Source organism: uncultured Sphingomonas sp. (assembly GCF_913774285.1).
Classification (GTDB): Bacteria; Pseudomonadota; Alphaproteobacteria; order Sphingomonadales; family Sphingomonadaceae; genus Sphingomonas.
In genome coordinates, this window is record NZ_CAJYHX010000034.1 from 37255 (window position 1) to 59504 (window position 22250).

Below are 22250 nucleotides of genomic sequence, written 5' to 3' on the forward strand. Positions count from 1 at the left end.
CCTCAGAAACGCTCGGGCCGCAGCAGCACCGCGACTAGGTAGAGGAGGAGCGCGACTGCGGTCGCGCCGGCGAGCATCAGGTGCAGGCCCATCGCTCAGGCCTTCACGCACAGCTGGACGAAGGCCAGCGTAAGCAGGAAAAGCCCGCCGAGCGCGGCGAGCCAGAGAATGTCGGACATGGGGTTGGCCCTTGTTGCGTGCCGCCGGGTGGCGGCCTTGGGCGCGATCTAGGTCTGGTGAGCGTTAAGCTTCGACGGCGAATGCCGGGCGGCGGCATTAAGAATCCATATAGTCGGGCGGCGGGGCGTGGCGTTCGGCTGCGGGTTCGGCGTATCGAGGGCTTCTCGGCATTGAACAGGGTAATCGCTGATGGATTGCGGGTCGGCGCCTGCCACACACCACCGTCATTCCCGCGAAGGCGGGAATCCATTGCCCTGTGCGCTGGGGGCAGGAACCGCCGCATCAGCGCGAATGGATCCCCGCCTTCGCGGGGATGACGGCTTGGAGGCTAGTGCCCGCACTCCAAGCCACTGGGAAAACGCAACCCGCGAGAGGCTCGCCCATTGAACGATCGCCCCAACCCCGATGCGCTGCTGCGCGAAGCCCGGCGCGAGGCGCGCGGGCGGCTGAAGATCTTCCTCGGTGCGGCCCCCGGCGTGGGCAAGACCTTCGAGATGCTGCGCGGGGGCGCCGAGCGGCTGCGCGCCGGCAAGGACGTCGTTGTAGGTGTTGTCGAGACGCATGGCCGCGCCGAGACCGAGGCGCTGGTCGCCCCCTTCGAGGTGCTCCCCCGCAAGGCGGTGGAGCATCAGAGCCACCGGTTGGAGGAGATGGATCTCGACGCGATCCTGGCGCGCCGGCCCACGCTGGTGCTGGTCGACGAGCTCGCCCACACCAATGCGCCCGGCTGCCGCCACCCGAAGCGCTGGCAGGACGTGGAGGAGCTGCGCGACGCCGGCATCCATGTCTACACCACGCTCAACGTCCAGCATGTCGAAAGCCTCAACGACGTGGTGGCGAGCGTCACTCGTGTGCGGGTGCGCGAGACGGTGCCCGACGCGATCTTCGACGATGCCGAGATCGAGCTGGTGGACCTGCCGCCGGACGAGCTGATCGACCGGCTGAAGGAGGGCAAGGTCTATGTGCCCGCCGAGGCCAGCCGCGCGCTCGCCCATTTCTTCTCCAAGGCGAACCTTTCCGCGCTCCGGGAGATGGCGCTGCGCCGCGCCGCGCTCAGCGTCGACCGGGCGATGCTCGACCATCTCGATGCGCTGGCGGTGCCCGGCACCTTCGCGGCCGGCGAGCGCGTGCTGGTGGCGGTGAGCGAACTGCCGGGCGGCGACGGACTGGTGCGCGCGGGCAAGCGGCTTTCCGACGCGCTGAAGGCACCTTGGCAGGTGGTGTTCATCGAGACCCCGCGCGCCGAACGCTTCCGCCCGGAGCAACGCCACCGCGTCGCCGAAACGCTGCAACTGGCGAGCAGCCTCGGCGCCACCGTCGCCACCGTGCCCGCCGCCACCGTGATCGACGGGCTGCGCACCCACCTTGCGGGCATGCGCGCGACCCAGCTGGTGATCGGCCGCTCGCGCCGCAGCTGGTGGTTCGAGCTGCGCCACGGCTCGGTCGTCGAATCGATGCTGCGCGCCAGCCAGGGCGTCGCGGTCCACGTCCTGCCCTCGACCGAGGAACGGGCCCGCGAGCGCCGCGCCCCCGCCCTGCCCGCGCTCGGCCGCTGGCAGGAGCATCTGGTCGGAGGGCTGTCCGTCGCGCTGACCGTGCTGCTGGGAAAGGTCAGCCTGCCGCTGATCGGCGCGGGCGGCACCGATCTCCTGTTCCTGCTGCCAGTGATCCTGATCGCCTTCCGCTACGGCTTCGGGCCCGGCGTCTCCGCAGCCGCAATGGCGGGGCTCGCCTACAATTTCTTCTTCCTGCCGCCGCTCTACACCTTCACGATCGGCGACCCGCAAAGCGTGCTGACCTTCTTCGTGCTGGAAGCGATCGCGCTGTTCACCGCCAACCTCACTGCCCGCTTGCGCGCGCGCGCGACACTCGGCACGCGCAGCGCGCAGGAAAATGCCGCCGTCGCCGCTTTCGGCCAGGCGCTGGCCCGCGCGTCCGACACCGAGACGACCAGCCGCGTCGTCTGCGAGGAGATCGCGCGGCTGCTCGACGTGTCGGTGCTGCTGCTGGTCCGCCGCGACGGTGCGCTGACCCGCATCGCCAGCTGTCCGGAAGACGCCCCGCCGATGGGCGCGGTCGACCATGCCGCCGCCGAATGGGCGTGGAGCAGCGGCGAGGCGGGCGGGGTCGGCACCGGCACGCTGATCGCCGCCGACTGGCAGTTCCACCCCCTGCGCACCAGCCTGGGCGTGCTCGCGGTGATCGGCCTCGCCGCGCCCGACGGCCGCGAGCCGATCACCGCGGATCGTGCGCTATTGCTCTCTACCCTGCTCGGCCAGGCGGCGCTGGCGCATGAGCGGCTGCGGCTGGAGCAGGACGTGCGCGAAGTCTCCGTGCTGCGCGAGCGCGACAGGCTGCGCGCCGCCCTGCTCTCCTCGATCGGCCATGACCTGCGCACGCCGCTCACCTCGGTGGCGGCGGCGGTGGACGCGCTCGCCCATGCCCACCCGCACGAGCCCGCCACCGCCATCGCGCGGGCCGAGGTCGCCAGGCTGCGCCGCTTCCTCGACAATCTGATCGACATGGTGCGGATCGATGCCGGCGCCGTGGCACTGAACCTGGAGCCGATCGACCTCACCGACGCCGCTGCCGCCGCGGTGCACGACCTGCGCGACGTGCTGGCCGGCCGCGAGCTGGTGCTGCGCGTGCCGCCGGACCTGCCGCTGGTCCGCGCCGATCCCCGGCTGCTCCACCATATCCTGCTCAACCTGCTCTCCAATGCCGCCGTGCATGGCGGCGAGGGCCCGATCGAGATCCTCGGCGAGCGCCGCCCGGATGCGGTGCGGCTAGCGGTGCGCGACCATGGTCCCGGCCTGCCCCCCGGCGAGGAAGCGACGATCTTCGAGACCTTCGCGCGCGGGACCGGCAGCGACCGTGCCGGCGGTAGCGGGCTGGGGCTCGCCATCGCCAAGGGCTTTGCCGGGGCGATGGCAGCCCCCATCCGCGCCATGGACGCCGAGGGCGGCGGGGCGCTGTTCGCGGTCGACCTCCAGCCGGTCTGACGCGCGCTTGCGCAAGGATTGAACGAAAACATCCAAATCCGACGCCGTGCCTCCGGATCGGACTTGCCATGCCGCGCTGCAGCCAACATGGTGGCAACACGGTTTTACATCGAAACGCAGGGCGTGGGGGCAAGCGAGATCGACCTGGCGACGCGGTTCGCCCAACTCTTCGCGTGCAGCGAAGCGGTCGCGACCGAGCTGGCCGCGGCGGCGATGCTCCGTCGCTGCCCGCAAGGTGCCACCGTCGTCCACCAAGGCGAGATACTGGGCCGCGTGCTGGTGCTACTCGAAGGCCATGTCCGCGCCGCGATGGTGACGCTGGACGGCCGCGTGCTCCAGATCGCCGAACACCATCCCGGCGACATTTTCGGCGGCGTCGACCCCGGCCGCGAGCAGGCGAGCGACTGCACCGCCACCATGCCGACCGTGATCGCCAGCTTCGCCACGGCCGACTTCTACGCGTTCGCCGAACGCCATGCGTGTGTCGGCATCGTGCTGGCCCGGACGATGGTGCGCCAGTTCGGCGCGCTGAGCCAGCTCGTCTCGGCGCGGCTGACGCTTTCCGCCAATGGCCGCGTCCATGCCGAGCTGTTGCGGCTGGCGCGCGCGCAGGACGGGCGCTGGATCCGCCCGCTGCCGGTGCTGTCCGACCTCGCCCTGCGTGTGCAGACCGCGCGCGAAACCGTCTCCCGCGCCGTATCCGCGCTCGAGCGGCGCGGCATCGTCCAGCGGCACGAGGACGGGCTGGAGATCGTCGCCCCCGCCCGGCTCGAAGCGCTTATCGTCTGAACCGCGGCTTGAGCGCGTAGACCGTCGTCGGCGCCTGGCCGACCAGCGCCATCTCACCGACCAGCTCCGCCCGCCCCGCATCGGCCTCGCACGCGGCGAGGCTGGCCGCGAAGGCTTCGCTGGCGAAGGTGGCGCCAGCGGTCGTCACCCCCAGCATCCGCTCGGCGAGGTCGAAGGCGCCGCCCAGCAGCACGGGCGCGCCGGTCACCGGATCGTCGATCGAGATGGCGAGGCCGATGTGCAGCGCCTGGCGGAACGGCCCGCTCGCCCCCAGCGTCGCCGACAGCCGCACCGCCGCACCGTACGCCTGGCTGGTGCCCTCGAACGCGATCAGCAGCCGCCGCGAGGTCCAGCGGATGGCGAGCGTAGGCGTGTGGCACAGCGCCTGGCGCAGCGCCGGCAGGCGCCCGGCGACGTCGCGGTCGAGCGCCATGAAATCCTCGCCCTCGCCGCCGAGCAGGTCGACCGCGAGCACCGAGATCACCTGCGGCGCGGTACGATCGGCCCCCTGCGGACCCGAGGGGGCGCGCAGCGGCAGCAGATGCTGGCGCCGCCCCGCCTTGCGCCACAATCCACCAGCGTGCGCGCTCTGGCCGACTTCGTCGACCGAGGCGGGGCCGAGCAGCAGTTGCACCGCCTCGGACTGGAGCAGCCCGGCATGCATCGCCGCGCGCCCCATCGCGACGAGATCGGCGAGCCGGACCGAGGGCATGAACGCCGCCGGGCTCGCCTCGCCCATTTCCTGGACGCTGGCGGCCTCGGCCAGCGCCGCCTCGAAGCGCGTCACCCAGCCTTCGCCATGCGGCCGCACCGAGCGATCGACGAACGCCGCGACGTCGCCGGGCAGCACCACGTGCAGCTCGGCACCGCGCGCGATCAGCCGCTCGGCGATCAGCAGGTCGGCGCCGGCGGCGAGCGCGCCATAGCCGAAGCCCACCCGCTCCTGCGCCAGCAGCGCATCGATCGATTCGGAAAGCGCCGCCACGTCCTCGGGCAGGCGCATATGGCCGGCAAAATGGAGGCTGCGCGGCGGGCGATAGGCATCGAGCCATGCCGCCGGTGCGCCCTGCTCGGCGAGAATCACGCCGAACTGGCGCAGCGTCGAGGCATGGTCTTCCCAGGCGAGCGGCGCCGCGCCGATCGCGCGGGCGAGCGCGGTCTCGGCGGCGTCGCGGTCGCCGGCGAGCAGCAGCGCCTCGGCCTCGGTCGCGCCGAGCCAATAGGGGGTTTCGTCGGGAACGCCTGCCTGGAGCAGGTCCTGCACGTCGGCGGCCAGCGCCTGGCTGCCCGCCACGTCCCCGGCGATCAGTGCGAGCGTCGCCGCGTTGATCAGGGGATAGGGGGCCGGGGCCAACTGCGCCGCCGCGCTATAGGCGGCGGCGGCTTCGCGGGCATGCTGCCGCCGGGCCTCGCCGGCGAGCAGCAGTGCCTCGTCCTTGAGGAGCCTGCCGCGCAGGCTGAGCACGGCGGGATCGTCCGCGACGCGGTCATAACCCGCGTCGCGAAACATCCGCCAGGCGAGATCGAGCGCACCGGCACGCGCCTGGGCCGTTATCGCTAGCACACTCGACGTCATCCTACCCGGCATACTCCCCAGTCTTCGAAGCGAAGATTCGTTCAATCCCCTTCATCGGGTTCCGGCGGCGTCGGCGGGGTCGGCGGCCTACGACCACCTTGGTTTTCCACGTCCGGATCGATAATCGTGGGCATGCGCAAATCCCCTTGGATAAAGTCTACGTATAAGTTCAGCCCTTCGCACGTCTTACGATGCTGGGGATTGGTTACACTTTCAACAAAGAACCCGACAGCAGCAATCCTACCATCATCATCCAGCAGCGGAAACGCGCGGCGATACTTACCATCGGGATATTCATTCTTGGTACTAACATATAGACTATTAGGCGTATATTCCCAAAAATCACCGATCAGCTTAAAAATGACGCAGCACGGCTCTCGCACTACGATATCCAGCGGCGTAGGCGGCGGCGTCGTCAACCCGGCGAGGCCAACTTTGATGTTCGGCGGCGCTACGACGAAGTCGCGGACAATCTTGGTAAAGTCGTCTCCGGGCGAAACCTCCTTGCCGTTACCGAACTCATCGACAGCCTCAAATCCCTGAATATGAAACTTCAGAGATCCAAGCGGATATCCACCCTCACTGCTAGCAAAAATCTGATACCGCTTTACCAGCCGGATGTACGACGGCGGGTATATGGACAGAGGATATTGACCAATCATTTATCTCGCCTTTGCATGTAGACCAGGTCGGCCTCCATATCCTTCAACCTAGTAGCGAGTTCTTGATTTTCGGTATCTAACCCCGTCATTCTACGGAGGTCGGCGATTGCCGCCTCCATGCGCCGCCGCGCCATTGCAGAATCGCCATGGAGATCTTCGGTGTTCGCAAGAGCGCGTTCGGCCCAGATCAACATGCGCTGGTTGCGCGCATTCTGCGGATCTTGGACCAGCAAGCGCTGGAGCAACGCAACCTGCTGACGCCGCAATTCGAGTGCCTCAGGGACTTTGTGACGGTCGACATACGCGTCTGCTAGCCACCCCTGCCGGTTCGCAACGTCCCGCCAACGCTGTTCCGATTTGGGTTCGCGCCGCGCTAACGCCTCTACAGCGTTAAGAGCTTCCGTGCATAGCGCGACCACGTTATTGGCCGCATGCTGGTCCATCTTAAGAGAGCACAGATTTCCGGCGGAATAGGCGACTTCCTCAGCGCTGTGCGGATTCGCGGGACCAAGCGCCATCAGCCGGCGCGCTAATGCTGCGTAAGCCTCAAAATGTGGCTCGGCAGCAGCGAGTTCCCTAGCTTTGAAGTGCAGGTTTCCCAGATAGAACTCGCTTTGCGCATGCGCGAACACGATGTCGTACTGGTTCGGCTCCCGCTCGATCAGCGCGTGGGTGATGCGGTTGGCCTGGAGGAAGGCGGCGCGGGCGCGGGCGGTTTCCTTTGCCTCCATCGCGTCCTCGCCCATCGTCATGATCGCGCGGGCGCGGCGGGCGAGGACGTCGGGGGGCAGCGTCGCCAGATCCTGCTCGCCATAATAGCGCAGCGCACGCGCATTGGCTTCCCGAAGCACGTCGAGCCGGCCGACCTCTTTCAGCCGGCCCCGCAGGTCGGTCAGCATGAATTCCACCAGCCCCTCCGCCTGGGCACGCCGAGCCTCCGCCTCCCCGCGGGCCCGCACGGCCAGGATCGTCAATCCGGCCATGGCTAGCAGCAAAAGAATCGCGAGCGCCGTGACGGCCGTCACGCGCCGCACCCGCGCCTGCGCGTCGCGCTGCACCAGCGCGTCGAGCGGCACCCCCACCGCGCCCGCGACCAGCTTGAGCAGCGCCAGCCGCTTGCCGTCCTTGCCCTCGCGGAAATCGGCGGCGAGCGGCTCGGTCTCCGCGCCGTCGGCGGTGCGCCGCAGCGGCAGCGGCAGCGCCTCGCCGGGCTCGCCCTGGAACAGCGCGGCGAGCACCGGGCGATCGGGATGGAGTTCGCGGAACAGCGCGATTTCGCGCGCCACCCATTGCGAGGCGGCACCCGCAGGCGTGCAGACGACGATCAGGCAGGCGGACTCGGCCAGCGCCGCGCGCACCTCGGCGCTGAGGTCGCTGGCGGCGGAGAGTTCGTCGAGATCGCGGAAGATCCGCCCCAGCCGCCGCGGCACCGGCCCGAAGGCCGCCTCGCGCCCGACCAGCTTGGCGGGGATGCGATAGCGCTCCAGCGCGCGGTGCAGCCAGCGCGCGCGGCCGCGATCGGCATGGTTGTAGCTGATGAACGCGCCGTACCGCGCGCTCGCGCCCGATTCTGTCGTTGTCACGCGGTCCCTTCCCCGACCGCGACTATCTCAGAGCGCCGGGATAGCGGCAACCCTTTCGAGACACCCCTGCCCCTCCGCCGGGGTTGCGGGCGGGCGTGGCGAGGCATAGCTGGGGACCCATGACCGACTCCGTCCTTGCGATCGCCGATGCGCAGCTCGATTCCAGCGTGGAGCGCCTCGTCGCGCTGATGCGCGTGCCCTCCATCTCCACCGATCCGGCCTATGCCGCCGACTGCCGCCGCGCCGCCGAACAGCTCGCCGCCGAGCTGGCGGAGCTCGGCTTCGAGGCACGTGTTGCGGATACGCCGGGGCATCCGATGGTGGTCGCGCACCATGACGGCGACGGGCCGCACGTGCTGTTCTACGGCCATTACGACGTCCAGCCGGTCGACCCGATCGAACTCTGGACGCGCGACCCGTTCGATCCGTGGATCGACACCCGCGAAGACGGCTCCAAGACGATCGTCGGTCGCGGCGCCTCGGACGACAAGGGCCAGCTGCGCACCTTCGTCGAGGCGTGTCGGGCGTGGAAGGCAGCGGAAGGCCGCCTGCCCTGCCGCGTGACCATCCTGTTCGAGGGCGAGGAAGAATCGGGCTCGACCAGCCTCGAACCCTTCCTCCACGCCCATGCCGAGGAGCTGAAGGCCGACTTCGCGCTCATTTGCGACACGCTGATGTGGGACCGCGACACCCCCGGCATCACCATCGGCCTGCGCGGCATGGCGGCGGGTCAGGTGACGGTGCGCGGGCCCTCGCGCGACCTCCACTCGGGCCTGTACGGCGGCGCGGCGCGCAACCCGCTCCAGCTGCTCGCCGGCATCCTGGGCGAGATGAAGGATGCCGATGGTCGGGTGACGCTCGACGGCTTCTATGACGGCGTGCCCGATACGGAGCCGGCGGTGCTGGAGAGCTGGAACAAGCTCGGCTTCGATGCCGGCGAATTCCTCGGCGAGATCGGCTTGCGCGTGCCCGCGGGCGAGACGGGCAAGACCGTGCTCGAACAGGTCTGGTCGCGCCCGACCGCCGAGATCAACGGCATGTGGGGCGGCTATACCGGCGAAGGCTTCAAGACGGTGATCCCGGCCGAAGCGCACGCCAAGGTGAGCTTCCGCCTGGTCGGCACCCAGGATCCGGACCAGGTGTGGGACGCCTTCCAGACCCACGTCCGCACTCGCCTGCCCGAGGATTGCTCGGCCACGTTCGAGAGCCGCGGCCCCGGCAGCTTCGCGATCAGCCTGGCGAGCGACAGCGGGCCGCTGGCAGCGACCCAGGGCGCGCTGGATGCCGAATGGGGCAAGTCGGCGCTGCTCGGCTGCGGCGGCTCGATCCCGGTGGTGAACTCGATCCGCTCGATCCTGGGCATGGACAGCGTGATGGTCGGCTTCGCGCTGCCCGACGACAATATCCACTCACCCAACGAGAAGTACGAGCTGAAGAGCTTCCACAAGGGCATCCGCTCCTGGGTGCGCATCCTGGGGGCCCTGGGCGAGACGGCCGCAGCCGAACGTGCGACGGTGGCCGCCTGAGAAGCATTGACGCCGGCGAACGGAAGCGGGATAGCAGCGCAATGGTTCCCCTTTCGTTCGCCGGCCACGACTTTCGCGCGCTGCCCGAGGGCGCGCTCTACTGGCCGGCGCGGCGGGCGCTGCTCGTCGCGGACCTGCATTTCGAAAAGGCGAGCTGGTTCGCGCTCGGCGGGCAGATGCTGCCGCCCTATGACACGCTGGCGACGCTCTCGGCGCTGACGACGCTGGTGGAGCGCGTCGCGCCGATCGAGCTCTGGTGCCTCGGCGACAGCTTCCACGACGTCGAGGGCTGCGAGCGGCTGCCGGCGCAGGCCCGTGCGATGCTCACCGCGCTGACCGGCGGGCTCGCATGGCACTGGATCACCGGCAACCATGACTCGGTGCTGGTCGATCACTGCGGCGGGGTGGTGCACGAGGAAGCAGAGGTCGACGGCCTGGTGCTGCGCCATGAAGCCGAAGCGGGCGAGCCGCGACCGGAGCTGTCCGGCCACTTCCATCCCAAGCTGCGGCTGACGGTGCGCGGGCGCCATGTCGCCCGGCGCTGCTTCGTGGCGACGGGTACCAAGCTGATCCTGCCGGCGTTCGGCGCCCTCACCGGCGGGCTGGACGCCGGACATCCGGAGATTGTCCGCGCGGTAGGGCCCGGCGCCGAGGCGCTGGTGGCGACGGAGCGCAAGCTGCTGCGCTTTCCGCTGGCAGCCTGAGCCCCGTCCCTGTCTGGCGAGCGATCAGAAGCTCGCCCATTCCGACGCGTCGACCGTGCTGCTGCGTACTTCGGCGACCGACTTGACCCGCGGCGCGACAGGTGCCGCGGCGCGGCGAACAGCTGGGGCGGACGAGACCGCACGCTGGCCGCCGGTGTTGAAGCGCAACGCCTGCGCCTTGAGCGCCCCGACCTCCGAATTGAGGTTGCGGGCAGCCGCGGAGGTTTCCTCCACCATCGCCGCGTTCTGCTGGGTCATCTGGTCGATACTGCCGATGGCGGTGGCCACCTGGGTGACGGTCGAGGATTGTGCCTGGTTGTCGGTGGCCATCGTCTCGAGCAGCCCATGCACTTCGTTCACGTCGCCGACGATCGCGCCGAGCGCCGCATCGACACGGCGGACCATCTCTGCCGCTGCCGTCACATCGGCCTGGGTGGCAGTGAGCTGATCGCGGGCGCGGCCGGCTTCCTCTTCCGCCCGCATTGCCAGTGCCGAGACGAGATCGGCAACGACGGCGAAACCACGCCCCGCCTCGCCCGCACGCCCCGCCTCGACGGCCGCGTTCATCGCGAGCACGCGGGTCTGGAAGGCGATCTTGTCGAGCCCCTCGATCACAGTGTCGATGCCCTTGGCGCTTTCGGAAACCCGCGTCATCGCCTGCATCGCCTCGTCGGCGACGCTGCGGCCGGAATCGACCACGCCGATGGCGCCGTTCGCCCGCTCCACCGTCTGCACGGCAGCGGTCGCGGTGTTCTTGATGCGCTGGTTCATCTCGGTCACCGCAGCCGAAGTCTCTTCGAGGCTGGCGGCAGCGCCTTCGGTGCGACGGGCGAGGTCCTCGCTGGCCTGGGCGATCTCGGCCGAGCCGGTGGAAATCGTCTCCGCGCTTTCCATCACCGAGGCAATCAGGTCGCGGAGCGCGGCGATGGCGGCGTTGAAGTTGTCGCGGACGACCGCGTATTCAGGCGCGAACGGCGTGTCGATCGAAGCGGTGAGGTCGCCTTCCGCCAGCCGCTTGAGGCGCTCCTCGAGCGTCTCGACGACGAGCTGCTGCGCCGCATCGTTGACAGCCTTCGCCTTGGCGCTCGCGTCCTGCTCGATCGCCGCCTGCTTGAACACCAGCACGGACTTGGCCATCGCGCCGACCTCGTCGCCGCGATCGGTGCCCGGCACCTCGGCCGCGTGATTGCCGCCGGCCAGCGCCCGCATCGCCTCCTGCAGACGCGCGAGCGGACCCACGATCTGCGCCTTCGACGTCCAGAAGGCGGCGCCCATCGTCACGAGAATGGCAGCAACGGCGGACAGCAGCAGCATGGCGCGCAGCGACAAGGAAGTGTCGGTCAGGTCGCTCGAAATTTTCTGGGCGTCCAGTACCCGGCGATCATTGATGGCCATGAACGTGCCGATCATCTGCGCCGCGGTGTCGTCGGCGCTCGCGAGCGCACGGCGTGCGGCCTCGTCGTCGTTCCGCAGGCCTAGGGCGATAGCCTTCTGAAGCTGCGCATGAAGGTCATCAAGCCGCGCCCGCATCGGCGTCAGGGCGGCGGCTTGGGCGGTTTCCTTCTTCGCCACCTCGTCGAGGAAGGTGGAGGCCTTGGTGTAGGACGTCTTCTCGTCATCGGCAGCCGCACGGGCGGCGGCGGACCCTCCATCATAGGACATGGTCTTGTAGCCATCATACATCATCGCGGTCGCGAGCCGCGAGGCGCGGACGAGCTTAACCGTGTCCGGCAGCTGGTTGTCGACGATGTCGCTGTAGCTCGTGTCGGCTGTCACGAGATTGCGGCCGCCTACCCAGGCGACCCCCAGCGTCACCACGGCAAGCGCCGCCAGGAGCAGCAGGATCTTGAACTGAATCTTCAAATTCGAAAAGGCGATCACGGCGAAACCTCAGCGCTGAGCAGTTGCTCATGTCCATCCATCCCCCGCCGGCTTTATAGAACCGGCTTGCGGAGAACGCGGAGATTTCCCGTCGAATTACAAGAATTTGCGCGGCAGCCCCTCGCACTTGGCGGACGGGCCGAAGGAGGATGGAAGGCTTCGGGGCTGCCGCCGAACCAACATTGTCGCGCTATGTGATCGTGTTGCGTGCGATCCGATCACGAGCACTTCACGTCGCCCGAGCCGACCTTGCTCACCTCGCACTTCGCCCCGCCGTGGAGCTCGACATCGCCCGAGCCGAGGATCGACACCGATGCCTGCCCCGCCACGTTAGCACGCACGCTGCCCGAACCGGCGATCGAGATGTCGGCGCTGCTCGCGGTGAACTGCTGCCCCTTGAGATCGCCCGAACCCGCGACCGAGACATCCATCTTGTCCGAACGCCCTGCCAAGGTGATGTTGCCCGAGCCGGCAATCGACAGCGACGCCTCTCTTGCCGTTACCGATGCAAGGTTCAGGTCGCCCGAACCCGCGACCACGCCGTCGAACTTGCCCTCTGCGCGATCGACCAGCATCGTGCCCGAACCCGCCACCGTGGCCTCGGCCAGTCGCGGCAGGACGACGTGGATCTTGGCCGAGCCGCCCTTGTCCCAGAACATGCCGGCCTTGCCCTTGCGGCCGATATTGAGCGTCTGGCCGTCCAGGCGGATGTCGAGCTGGTCGAGCACGGCCGGATCCCCCTCCGCCGTCACCGAGAACGCCGCTCCGGTGCGCACGTCGACATCATCCGACCCCTTGAGCGCGACGCCGGTGAAATCGCGTGCGGCGAAGCTGCGGCTGGTGCCGGTGCCGCTTGCCTCCACCTTTGCACCCTTGCCTTCCCAGCTGGTGTGGCACGCCGTGGCGAGCGGCAGCAGGGCGAGGACGAGCAACGGACGCATGTGGAACCTCCCGGATCGTGTGTTGCAGCTATAGTACACAATCCGGGCCTAACGAAAAGGGGGCGCGAGCCCGTGGCCCCGCCCCCTTTCGATCCGACCCTATGGGTCCCTTGCCTTCAGGCGGGAACCTTGTCCTTGTTGTGGATCGCTGCGGCCTTGCGCAGGATATCCAGGATCTTTTCCAGTGCCGCCGGCTCGTCGATCTCTTCCATCGCCGCCAGTTCGCGGGCGAGGCGGCTTGCCGCGCCTTCGAAGATCTGGCGCTCGGAATAGCTCTGCTCGGGCTGGTCGTCGGCACGGAACAGGTCGCGGACCACTTCGGCGATCGACACGAGGTCGCCCGAGTTGATCTTGGCTTCATATTCCTGGGCGCGGCGCGACCACATGGTGCGCTTGACCTTGGGCTTGCCCTTCAGCGTGTCGAGCGCTTCGCGAAGCGTCTTGTCGCTGGAAAGCTTGCGCATGCCCACGCTCTCGGCCTTGTTGGTCGGCACGCGGAGCGTCATTTTCTCTTTTTCGAAACGCAGGACGTAAAGCTCGAGCTGCATTCCAGCAATTTCCTGCTTCTGCAGCTCGATCACACGGCCCACGCCGTGCTTGGGGTAAACGACATAATCGCCGACATCGAAGGACAGCGCCTTGGCAGCCATGTGCGAGGAACCTTTCGTGAATTACCGGCCCCGGTTGGATTGCGGATCCCGCCCAAGCGCGCGGGGCGCGGCGGACGAGGGAACACGGGGCATACGCTAGCGTCTCCGGGCGAAGGCGAGTCCTTGCCTTCGTCGGGCGCTATTTAACACGCTCGTAATAAAATTACCAGTGAAAGGTCACGCGAAAGGCGCATAAATCCCTGCGCCCTGCACCATTTCGGGGCCATGGCCGGCGGGGCGGGCGCCGCCCCGGCGCCTCAGTCGCCCGAGCCGGGGTTCGGCGAGAAATATTTGTCGAACTTGTCGGTCTCGGCCTTCATCGCGTCGGCATCGGCGGGCGCTTCGCCCTTGGTTGTGATGTTGGGCCACTGCTCCGAATAGGTGCGGTTGAGCTCCAGCCACTTCTCGAGGCCGTTCTCGGTGTCGGGCAGGATCGCCTCGGCCGGGCATTCCGGTTCGCAGACGCCGCAATCGATGCATTCGTTCGGGTTGATGACGAGCATGTTCTCGCCTTCGTAGAAACAGTCGACCGGACAGACCTCGACACAGTCCATGTACTTGCACCGGATGCATGCGTCGGTGACGACATAGGTCATTGGGGAAACGGTCCTTGGTTGCGAACGATCAATGCGGGGGCCCTGCTATGCGCGTGCGGCGCGCACGTCAATCATCGGACGGAGGCTGAACGTCCCGATCGGTCACGAGATCCTCATAGCACAGCCGCGCCTCGCCCGGCGGGCCGCGCCGGATGGGCAGCGCCTCGACGCGCAGCACGCGCACCTTGCCCTGGATCGGGAAGGCGAGAATCGATCCCACCCGCACCGAGGCGGCGGAGCGCTCCACCCGACGGCCGTCGATCCGCAGCAGCCCTTTCTCGCACAAGGCCTGCGCCGCGCTGCGGGTCTTCACGATCCGCGCATACCAGAGGAAGCGATCGAGGCGCATCGCGGGCCCATGCCCCGAAGCCTCAGCCATTGCGGAGCGCTGCCAGCGCCGCGAAGGCATTGCCGGGCACCGCCACCGGCTTGGGCTTGGCGAGCGGGGTGAGGCCCTGCCAGATCCAGCGCTGCGGCGCATCGGCATCGCCGCGCGCGGTGCGGAAGCCGAGCTGCGCCATCAGCCGCGCGATCGTCTCCGGCTTGAGTCCGATCGAGGTGGCGAGCGCCGGATCGGGGGCGAAGGGCTTGCGCCCCTGCCGCGCCTCATGCGCCGCGCGCGCGATGCGCTCGACCAGGTCCACGCGGACGGCCTGCGCGCCGAACGGGCGGAAGCCGTGGACGAGATCCGCACCCTTGGCATCGCGGGCCAGCACCACGGCGGCGTCGGGCGGCCCCTGCTCCAGCCCCAGCAGCGCGCGGCGCCGGGCGGCGGCACGCGGCTTGAGCAGCGACGGTGCGAACACGTCGAGCGTGCCGATCGTCAAGCCGATCTTGCGGAGGCGGTGACGCGCGGGGCCGTCCAGCGCTTCCAGCATCGCGCCCGCCGCCCGCCGCGGCAGCAAGCCGCCCTGTTCGAGCAGCGCGTTGGCGAGCGCACGCAACGGCGCCCCCGCCGCTTCCTCGCGGGTGATCGCGTCGAGCTTGGCGAGCACCGGCAGATCGGCCGCGACCCGCTCGGCGAACCAGCGCTCCAGCCGCGCCTGCACGGCCACCTTGGCCTGCGGATCGAGTACGTCGAGCGCGCGATCGAGCTGCACGCGCGGGCGCACCAGGTTCGCGCCGGGCTTCAGCAAGGCGACATCGTGCCCGCGCCAGTGGATCGCGGTGCCGAGCTGCGCCAGTTCCGCATCTGGCGCCTCGGCGAGCGCCGCGCCGCGACGACGATATTCGCCTGCCAGCCGCTTCTCGGCGGCGGCGAGCAGCATCCGTTTGTCGCCCGCGCGCGCTTCGGCGGCGACGGTGAAGCGGAAGCCCTGCAGCGTGCCGAGCGGATGCTCTTCGACGCTCACCTCGCCCTCGGGGCCGATCGTCACCGGCAGGTTGGAGGCGTCCGCACCGATCTGGCGGAGCAGCACCGTGGTACGCTTGTCGACGAAGCGCTGGGTGAGGCTGGCGTGGAGCGCGTCGGACAGCTTTTCCTCGATCGCGCGGGTGCGCTCGGCCCAGTGGGCGGGCTGCTCCAGCCAGTCGGCGCGGTGGGCGATATAGGCCCAGCTGCGTGCGGCGGCGATGCGCCCGGCAAGCGTCTCGACATCGCCGCCCATATTGTCGAGCCGCTGGATCTCGTCGGCGAACCATTGGTGCGGCACATGCCCGCGCCCCTCGGAGAGATGCCCGAACAGTCGCCCTACGAAGCGAGCATGCGGATCGACGCCGAGCTTGCGGAAATCGGGCAGCCCGCACGCCGCCCAGAGCCGCGCGACCATCCTGGGATGCCGGACGCGATCGCGTACCCAGCTTTCCTCGGCCAGCCGCTTGAGCACGGCGAGATCGGTCGCCTGCGGCGCGGCGCGCAGCACCTCGGCCTCGGGCTTGCGCTCGAGGCTGCCGATCAGCGCATCGATGCTGTCGAAGTCGGGCTCGCCCTCGCGCCAGTAGAGATGCTCGAGCCTGGGCACCTGGTGCCCCTCGATCGCCAGCACCTCCTCGGGGGTGAAGGCGCTTGGACCCTCCGCATGGAGCGCGCCGAAGGTGCCGTCCTTCTGGTGGCGACCGGCGCGGCCAGCGATCTGCGCCATCTCGGCGATGGTCAGCCGGCGCTGGCGGCGCCCGTCGAACTTGTGGAGCGAGGCGAAAGCGACATGGTGCACGTCCATGTTCAGCCCCATGCCGATCGCATCGGTGGCGACGAGATAATCGACCTCGCCCGCCTGAAACATCGCCACCTGGGCGTTGCGGGTACGCGGGGACAACGCCCCCATCACCACCGCCGCGCCGCCGCGCAAGCGCCGCAGCGCCTCGGCCACGGCATAGACTTCCTCGGCCGAGAAGGCGACGATCGCCGAGCGGCGCGGCAGGCGGGAAAGCTTCTTGGCACCCGCATAGCTGAGCGTCGAGAAGCGCGGCCGCCCGACGATCTCCGCCTCGGGCACCAGCGCCTTGAGCATCGGCCGCAGGCTGTCGGAGCCGAGGAGCATCGTCTCCTCGCGGCCGCGGGCGCGCAGCAGGCGATCGGTGAAGACATGGCCGCGCTCCGGATCGGCGCCGAGCTGCGCCTCGTCGAGCGCCACGAACGCGGTCTCGCGCTCCAGCGGCATGCTCTCCGCCGTGCAGCAGAACCAGCGCGCCTTGGGCGGCAGGATCTTCTCCTCGCCGGTGATCAGCGCGACTTCGGTGGGGCCCTTCATCCGGACGACGCGGTCATACACCTCGCGCGCCAGCAACCGCAGCGGGAAGCCGATCATGCCGCTGGCATGGCCGCACATCCGCTCGACGGCGAGGTGGGTCTTGCCGGTATTGGTGGGCCCCAGCACTGCCGTGACGGGCGAACGGGAGAACTGGCTCATGTCGACACCCAAGATCGGCGCCCGCGCGGCATTAGGCAACTCCTTGGCCGCGCTTTTCCACGACTTCGTGGCGGTTGCGCCCGATTCGGCCGTTTCATCGCAGCCGTTGCACGGGTGAACGCGTGCGGTGTCACCGGGTGGCAAACTTAATTTGACTTTAAGACCGTGATTCCAGAGTGATTCGATGGACGCGCTGCTTCTTGCCGCGCGCAATCGGGTCTTAGGGGCAGCACGGCTTGTTCTTTCGCGACGATCATGGCTCGGGCCTGGCCGGTGGCGGCGGTGGCCTGGCGCGCGCGATCCCGGCCGTCGTTCCCACGCGGATCGGCAAGCGGCTGGCGACGCTCGACCTCGTCCCCGATCTTGGCGCCGATATCGGCTCGCCGACCTGGTTTCGCGGTGCCGCGACCTGCGCCGCGCTGTGCGCCGCCACCTGGATGCTGTCGCCGGGCTTCGACCGGCCGATTACGGGCATCGTCCCCGCCCCGCTGACCGGCGAGGCCGAACAGGCCCAGCAGGCGCAGGCGATCGCGCCGCTGGCCAAGGGATCGCGCACCGGCGTCCATGTTGCCGCGACCGGCCTGGTCAAGCCGCTCACGGATACGCCGGAACGCCCGATCATCGAGCATGAGGCACGGCTCGCCAGCGGCACCATGCTGCGCGGCGTGCTGCAGCGCTCGGGCGTGGGCGAAGCGGATGCGGGGATCGTCGCGAACCTGGTGTCGGGCGCGATGCCGCTCGGCCAGATCCAGCGCAACACGGTGCTGGAAATGACGCTGGGCCGCCGCGTCGACAAGTCGCAGCCGCGCCCGCTCGAGAAGCTCGCCTTCCGCGCGGCCTTCGATCGCCGGATCGAAGTGGTCCGCACCGGCGCCGCGCTGGCGATCAAGTCCATCCCGATCGCGATCGACCATACGCCGCTGCGCGTGCAGGGGCTGATCGGATCGAGCCTTTACCGCTCCGCCCGCGCCGCCGGCGCACCCGCCAAGGCGGTGGAGACCTTCCTGCGCACGCTGGCCAGCCGAGTGTCGGTGTCGAAGCTGGGCTCGTCGTGCAAGTTCGACCTGATCCTCGGCCAGGCGCGCGCCGCCACCGGCGAGGTCCAGTATGGCCAGCTGATGTATGCCGGCGTCACCGGCTGCGCGAACGGTGTCCAGCTCGCTCCCTGGGAGAACGACGGCAAGACCGAATGGTTCGACGCCAGCGGCACCGGCAGCAAGACCGGCATGATGACCATGCCGGTCAACGGCCGTTTCTCGTCGGCGTTCGGCATGCGGATGCACCCGATCCTGGGCTTCACCCGGATGCACAAGGGCATCGACATCGCCGCACCCTATGGCTCGCCGGTTTTCGCCGCAGTCGACGGGGTAGTCCGCGTCGCGGGCGGCGCCTCGGGCTATGGCAATCTCGTGCGGATCGACCATGGCGGCGGCTTTGCCACCGGCTATGCGCATCTGAGCAAGGTGATGGTCCGTCCGGGTCAGTCGGTGCGCAAGGGCCAGCAGATCGGCCGCAGCGGCAATTCGGGCCTGTCGACTGGCCCGCACCTGCATTTCGAGACGACACGCAACGGCCAGGCAGTCAACCCGCGCGCGGTGTCGTTTACATCGGTTCGGCGGCTGACCGGCGGGGCGCTGGGTGCGTTCCGGGCAAAGTTGCACGGCCTGATGGCGGTCCCCGTAGGCCACGGCGTCCAGAGGGACGCGGCAGAGTAAGCTACTTCGTGGGCAACAAACCCCGCGTCATTCCCGCGGAGGCGGGGATCCATTCGCCGTGCTGCCAAAGCAAGAGCCGCACCGACTCAGCCAATGGATTCCCGCCTTCGCGGGAATGACGATGGTTGGGGGAAAGGGGTGCCTTACCGCCCCTGCGAGCGCCAACGGCGGATCGTCCGCTCCAGCATCGCCTCTTCGCCGCCGACCTCGCGCCACAGCTCGGAGAAGAGCGGGTCGTCCGAGGCCGGACGCTTGGCAGGGTCGAGGTCGTCGAACAGCAGCCGCACCGGCGTCGCCACGCCCTCGCCCACCGCGATGCATTCCCGATTTCGCAACGCCGGGATTGCGTCGAGGAAGCCGCGCGCGCCTTCCGGCATCGCCGCGCGGACGAACGCCTGGTCGCGCTCGTTGTTGAGCCGCATCGACAGGATGGTGCCGCACTGGGAGAGCACGCCTTCGGCGAGGTCCGACGGCCGCTGCGTGATCAGGCCCAGCGACACGCCGTATTTGCGCCCTTCCTTGGCGATGCGGCTAAGAATCCGCCCCACCGATGAGCCATCGGCATTGCGCTCGTTGGGGACATAGCGGTGCGCCTCCTCGCAGACGAGCAACACCGGCCGCTTGGCCTCGCCGCGCGACCAGATCGCATAATCGAACACCATCCGGCTGAGCACCGCGACCACCACGCTCGTGATCTCGTTGGGCACTCCCGACACGTCGATGATCGAGATCGGCTTGCCTTCGCCGGGCAGGCGGAAAATGCGCGACAGGAACGCCGCCATCGTATCCGCCACCAGCATGCCCGAGAACATGAAGGCATAGCGCGGATCGCCTTTCACCTCGTCGATCTTGCTCTTGAGGCGGAGATAGGGCGCCGTGTCGGTCGCCTTGTCCATCTTGCCCATTTCAAGCGTGAGCGCGTTGGTAAGGTCGGAGAGCAGATAGGGCACCGGCGCGTCGACGGTGAGCTTGCCGATCTCCTGCCCGATCCGGTTCTTCGAGCGCGCGGCGAGCAGGCACTTGGCGAGAATGTCGGCGTCCACCTGCCGATCGCTACCCGCGCTGGTGAGGAACACCTCGCAATGTTCCTCGAAGTTCATCAGCCAATAGGGGAGCTGCAGGTTCGACACGTCGAACAGCGCGCCATTGTGCTGGAAGGCACTGCCATATTCGCCGTGCGGATCAATCATCACGACATGGCCCTGCGGTGCCAGCTCGCAGATCCGGTGGAGGATCAGCGCCGCCGACGTCGACTTGCCGGTGCCGGTGGAACCGAGCAGCGCGAAATGCTTGCCGAGCATCGCGTCGACATAGAGGGCGGCGCGGATGTCCCTGGTCGGGTAGACGGTGCCGATCTCGATATGCGGGCGCTCGTCGGCGGCGTAGATCTGGCGCAGGTCGGCGGTGGTGACCGGGAAAACCTCGGCGCCCGGCGTCGGATAGCGAGTGACGCCGCGGCGGAAGCGGTAGAGCTTGCCGGTAAGCTTCTCCTCGTCGCCTTCGCCGAGGAAATCGATCGCGGCGGAAACCCGCGCGCCCGAGGGATCAAGCCGCGCGGTCCGGATGCTGGCGATCAACCAGGCACTGCCGACCCGGATCTTGACCTGGCCGCCCACCTGCCCGGCATTGGCGAGCGCAGCATCGCCGCTGCCGGCGAGCATATCGAGTTCGGCGAGGTCGAGCAGCACCTGGCTCGACGATCCGGCGATCTCGAACACCGCACCGATCGCGCGGGCGGCACCGGGCACGCGCGCTCCCGGAAGACCGCCACCGGTCGCTTCACTCTCGAACTCGCCGACGCGAAACTGGCCTTCCATCGTGCATCCCCCAAAAAGGCGGGAGCAGCATGCGCAGGCTGGGGTAAATTTTAGGTGTGCGCCCTCAGAAGCGGCGCCAGAGCGCGCCCGCGCCCCAACCGAACAGGAAGGAGACGCCCACCGCTACCAAGCCATAGGCAATGGCATTACGGTCCGCGCTGGTCGCGACGAAGCGCTCGAACCCCGATTTGCGGATCTCGATCGGCCGCACCGCCGCCGCCAACACGCGGCCGTCCCGGATCAGGAAAGTTTCGGCGGTGAAGCGCCCCACCGGCACGCGCGCCGGGATGGTCAGCCGCGCGCGGTAGAGCACGCCGCCGGTAATCTCGACCGCGCCCGGCGCCTCGTAAAACAGCCCGTTGCGGCGCTTCAGCTCGACGAAACCGCGGTCGAAGCGCTCCTGGATCTGCGGTGCCGCGCCCGAGGCGGGGGAGAGCTGCAGGCTGTCCAGCCCCAGCTCGTAGATCGCCCGCGTGCGCTCGTCGACCAATTGGCGAATCGGCCGCGACGAGGCCATCGCATAGAAGCTCGGCGCCGAGCGGTAGCGCATCTGCGCGGCGTTCACCCAGATCCCCGCGATCTTCGACTTTTCGCGGACGACCACCGATTCGGTCGGCCCCTTGATCACCACGACGATGTCGGCCGGCCGCTCGCCCTCGCCCGGCGCGCGACCACCAGGATAGAGGATCGCGCCAAACAGCAGCAGTTCGGCGCCGGTGAAGCTGTAGGCGATCTCGATGTCGCGCTGGGAGACGTCGGGCACCAGTTCGGGCTTGGCCTGCCCCATCAGCAGAGGTGCGAGCAGCGCCAGCGCCCCCGCCCGCCTCACGCTGCAGCCACCGAATAGATCTCGTCCGGCCGCCAGGCGAGGCCGGCCAGCATCCGCGCCGCAACCAGCAGCACGATCACCGCGAGCAGCAGCCGCAGATATTCGGGCCTGGCCTTGGCGGCAAAGCGCGCGCCGAGCTGCGCGCCGATCACCGAGCCCAGCAGCAGCAGGATCGCGAGCACGATATCGACCGCCTTGGTCGTCGTCGCATGGACCATCGTCGCCACCGCGGTGGTGAACAGCGTCTGGAACAGCGAGGTGCCGACCACCGTCTGCGTGCCCATGCCGAGGATGTAGAGCATCGCCGGCACCAGGATGAAGCCGCCGCCCACGCCCAGCAGCATCGTCAGCACGCCGGTAAACATGCCGAGCAGCAGCGGCGCCAGGGGCGAAATGTAGAGACCCGAGGCATAGAAGCGCCAGCGGAAGGGCAGCGCCGCGACCAGCGGGTGATGCCGCCGCTTGCGGGCCCTGGGCGGGCGGGCGCCGCGCGAGACCCGGATCGCGCCGACCGACTCCTTGGCCATCAGCCCCCCGATCGAGCCGAGCAGGACGACGTAGAGAATGCCGATCACCACGTCGATCTGGCCGCTCGCCTGGAGCAGCTTGAACAGCCATGCCCCGATCAGGCTGCCCAGGATGCCGCCGGTGACCAGCACCGCCCCCATCTGCACGTCGACACCGTTGCGGCGGAGATGCGCGAACACGCCGGAGACGCTGGCGCCGGTCACCTGGCTCGCCGCCGAGGCCGCGGCGACGGTGGGCGGGATGCCGTAGAAGATCAGCAGCGGCGTGGTGAGGAACCCGCCGCCTACCCCGAACATGCCCGAGAGCAGCCCCACGCCCAGCCCCAACGCCACGATCACGAGCGCGTTGACCGAAAGGTTGGCGATGGGAAGGTACAGATCCATGCAGCCCTAGGCCTAGCCGGTTTGTGCGGCTTTGCGAAA

General features: G+C 68.7%; 18 protein-coding genes. 5 read left to right on the forward strand and 13 right to left on the reverse strand.

What is annotated here, in order from left to right; genetic code table 11:
* Positions 1 to 2 precede the first annotated feature (2 nt).
* Positions 3 to 92, reverse strand: a complete 90-nt coding sequence (gene kdpF, locus QZ670_RS19350; RefSeq protein ID WP_121072296.1) for a K(+)-transporting ATPase subunit F — start codon at positions 90 to 92, stop codon at positions 3 to 5.
* 471 nt (positions 93 to 563) lie between these two features.
* Here kdpF and QZ670_RS19355 point away from each other — a divergent pair, with 471 nt between their 5' ends.
* Positions 564 to 3182 carry a sensor histidine kinase KdpD gene (locus QZ670_RS19355; protein ID WP_294258723.1) on the forward strand — a complete coding sequence of 873 codons (2619 nt, stop codon included), beginning with the start codon at positions 564 to 566 and terminating at the stop codon, positions 3180 to 3182.
* A gap of 90 nt (positions 3183 to 3272) precedes the next feature.
* On the forward strand, positions 3273 to 3971 hold the full coding sequence (locus tag QZ670_RS19360) for a Crp/Fnr family transcriptional regulator (RefSeq protein WP_294258725.1): 699 nt from the start codon (positions 3273 to 3275) through the stop codon (positions 3969 to 3971).
* On the opposite strand, the gene QZ670_RS19365 is transcribed toward QZ670_RS19360, so the two are convergent.
* Genes QZ670_RS19365 through QZ670_RS19375 form a run of 3 tightly spaced genes read right to left on the reverse strand, consistent with a single transcriptional unit; the run spans position 3961 to position 7792 of the window.
* Positions 3961 to 5535 carry a tetratricopeptide repeat-containing protein gene (locus tag QZ670_RS19365; RefSeq protein WP_294258727.1) on the reverse strand — a complete coding sequence of 525 codons (1575 nt, stop codon included), beginning with the start codon at positions 5533 to 5535 and terminating at the stop codon, positions 3961 to 3963. The genes QZ670_RS19360 and QZ670_RS19365 overlap by 11 nt on opposite strands.
* A gap of 53 nt (positions 5536 to 5588) precedes the next feature.
* Positions 5589 to 6209, reverse strand: a complete 621-nt coding sequence (locus tag QZ670_RS19370) for a nucleotide synthetase (RefSeq protein ID WP_294258729.1) — start codon at positions 6207 to 6209, stop codon at positions 5589 to 5591.
* The gene (locus QZ670_RS19375) at positions 6206 to 7792 is read right to left on the reverse strand and encodes a toll/interleukin-1 receptor domain-containing protein (protein ID WP_294258731.1); all 1587 of its coding nucleotides are present in this window, start codon (positions 7790 to 7792) and stop codon (positions 6206 to 6208) included. Before QZ670_RS19375 ends, QZ670_RS19370 begins: the two co-directional genes overlap by 4 nt.
* A 119-nt stretch (positions 7793 to 7911) precedes the next feature.
* On the opposite strand from QZ670_RS19375, the gene QZ670_RS19380 reads away from it, so the two are divergent.
* Complete coding sequence (locus tag QZ670_RS19380) at positions 7912 to 9318, forward strand: M20/M25/M40 family metallo-hydrolase (protein ID WP_294258732.1); 1407 nt, start codon at positions 7912 to 7914, stop codon at positions 9316 to 9318.
* A gap of 41 nt (positions 9319 to 9359) precedes the next feature.
* Complete coding sequence (gene pdeM, locus QZ670_RS19385) at positions 9360 to 10022, forward strand: ligase-associated DNA damage response endonuclease PdeM (RefSeq protein ID WP_294258734.1); 663 nt, start codon at positions 9360 to 9362, stop codon at positions 10020 to 10022.
* A 24-nt stretch (positions 10023 to 10046) separates the two neighbouring features.
* On the opposite strand, the gene QZ670_RS19390 is transcribed toward pdeM, so the two are convergent.
* The 6 genes from QZ670_RS19390 to QZ670_RS19415 all read right to left on the reverse strand — a co-directional run bounded on the left by QZ670_RS19390 (position 10047) and on the right by QZ670_RS19415 (position 16939).
* Positions 10047 to 11903 carry a methyl-accepting chemotaxis protein gene (locus tag QZ670_RS19390; protein ID WP_294258736.1) on the reverse strand — a complete coding sequence of 619 codons (1857 nt, stop codon included), beginning with the start codon at positions 11901 to 11903 and terminating at the stop codon, positions 10047 to 10049.
* Positions 11904 to 12121: 218 nt separating this feature from the next.
* Entirely contained in the window at positions 12122 to 12844 is a 723-nt protein-coding gene (locus QZ670_RS19395) for a head GIN domain-containing protein (protein ID WP_294258739.1), read from the reverse strand.
* A 116-nt stretch (positions 12845 to 12960) separates the two neighbouring features.
* A complete protein-coding gene (locus QZ670_RS19400; RefSeq protein ID WP_066722729.1) occupies positions 12961 to 13494 on the reverse strand; it encodes a CarD family transcriptional regulator in 534 nt (177 codons plus the stop codon).
* Between the two features lie 257 nt (positions 13495 to 13751).
* Positions 13752 to 14090 carry a ferredoxin FdxA gene (gene fdxA, locus QZ670_RS19405; RefSeq protein WP_010545040.1) on the reverse strand — a complete coding sequence of 113 codons (339 nt, stop codon included), beginning with the start codon at positions 14088 to 14090 and terminating at the stop codon, positions 13752 to 13754.
* Positions 14091 to 14157: 67 nt separating this feature from the next.
* The gene (locus tag QZ670_RS19410) at positions 14158 to 14469 is read right to left on the reverse strand and encodes a S4 domain-containing protein (RefSeq protein ID WP_294258756.1); all 312 of its coding nucleotides are present in this window, start codon (positions 14467 to 14469) and stop codon (positions 14158 to 14160) included.
* Positions 14462 to 16939, reverse strand: a complete 2478-nt coding sequence (locus QZ670_RS19415; RefSeq protein WP_294258758.1) for a helicase-related protein — start codon at positions 16937 to 16939, stop codon at positions 14462 to 14464. Before QZ670_RS19415 ends, QZ670_RS19410 begins: the two co-directional genes overlap by 8 nt.
* A gap of 236 nt (positions 16940 to 17175) precedes the next feature.
* Here QZ670_RS19415 and QZ670_RS19420 point away from each other — a divergent pair, with 236 nt between their 5' ends.
* Positions 17176 to 18654: a M23 family metallopeptidase gene (locus tag QZ670_RS19420; protein WP_294258759.1), complete on the forward strand. Its 1479-nt coding sequence runs from the start codon at positions 17176 to 17178 to the stop codon at positions 18652 to 18654.
* A 143-nt stretch (positions 18655 to 18797) separates the two neighbouring features.
* Here the strand turns inward: QZ670_RS19420 and QZ670_RS19425 are convergent, their stop codons facing one another.
* The 3 genes from QZ670_RS19425 to QZ670_RS19435 all read right to left on the reverse strand — a co-directional run bounded on the left by QZ670_RS19425 (position 18798) and on the right by QZ670_RS19435 (position 22211).
* Entirely contained in the window at positions 18798 to 20471 is a 1674-nt protein-coding gene (locus QZ670_RS19425; RefSeq protein WP_294258761.1) for a DUF87 domain-containing protein, read from the reverse strand.
* A 64-nt stretch (positions 20472 to 20535) separates the two neighbouring features.
* On the reverse strand, positions 20536 to 21258 hold the full coding sequence (locus tag QZ670_RS19430; RefSeq protein ID WP_294258820.1) for a TIGR02186 family protein: 723 nt from the start codon (positions 21256 to 21258) through the stop codon (positions 20536 to 20538).
* Between the two features lie 38 nt (positions 21259 to 21296).
* Entirely contained in the window at positions 21297 to 22211 is a 915-nt protein-coding gene (locus QZ670_RS19435) for a sulfite exporter TauE/SafE family protein (RefSeq protein WP_294258763.1), read from the reverse strand.
* Between the last annotated feature and the right edge of the window lie 39 nt (positions 22212 to 22250).

What these genes read in the sequence shown, in the direction of transcription:
- QZ670_RS19380 (WP_294258732.1), top strand. Translation starts at nt 7,912, where the DNA reads ATGACCGACTCCGTCCTTGCGATCGCCGATGCGCAGCTCGATTCCAGC.
- QZ670_RS19400 (WP_066722729.1), bottom strand. Translation starts at nt 13,494, where the DNA reads ATGGCTGCCAAGGCGCTGTCCTTCGATGTCGGCGATTATGTCGTTTAC.
- pdeM (WP_294258734.1), top strand. Translation starts at nt 9,360, where the DNA reads ATGGTTCCCCTTTCGTTCGCCGGCCACGACTTTCGCGCGCTGCCCGAG.
- fdxA (WP_010545040.1), bottom strand. Translation starts at nt 14,090, where the DNA reads ATGACCTATGTCGTCACCGACGCATGCATCCGGTGCAAGTACATGGAC.
- QZ670_RS19410 (WP_294258756.1), bottom strand. Translation starts at nt 14,469, where the DNA reads ATGGCTGAGGCTTCGGGGCATGGGCCCGCGATGCGCCTCGATCGCTTC.
- QZ670_RS19370 (WP_294258729.1), bottom strand. Translation starts at nt 6,209, where the DNA reads ATGATTGGTCAATATCCTCTGTCCATATACCCGCCGTCGTACATCCGG.
- QZ670_RS19415 (WP_294258758.1), bottom strand. Translation starts at nt 16,939, where the DNA reads ATGAGCCAGTTCTCCCGTTCGCCCGTCACGGCAGTGCTGGGGCCCACC.
- QZ670_RS19435 (WP_294258763.1), bottom strand. Translation starts at nt 22,211, where the DNA reads ATGGATCTGTACCTTCCCATCGCCAACCTTTCGGTCAACGCGCTCGTG.
- QZ670_RS19430 (WP_294258820.1), bottom strand. Translation starts at nt 21,258, where the DNA reads ATGGGGCAGGCCAAGCCCGAACTGGTGCCCGACGTCTCCCAGCGCGAC.
- QZ670_RS19425 (WP_294258761.1), bottom strand. Translation starts at nt 20,471, where the DNA reads ATGGAAGGCCAGTTTCGCGTCGGCGAGTTCGAGAGTGAAGCGACCGGT.
- kdpF (WP_121072296.1), bottom strand. Translation starts at nt 92, where the DNA reads ATGGGCCTGCACCTGATGCTCGCCGGCGCGACCGCAGTCGCGCTCCTC.
- QZ670_RS19395 (WP_294258739.1), bottom strand. Translation starts at nt 12,844, where the DNA reads ATGCGTCCGTTGCTCGTCCTCGCCCTGCTGCCGCTCGCCACGGCGTGC.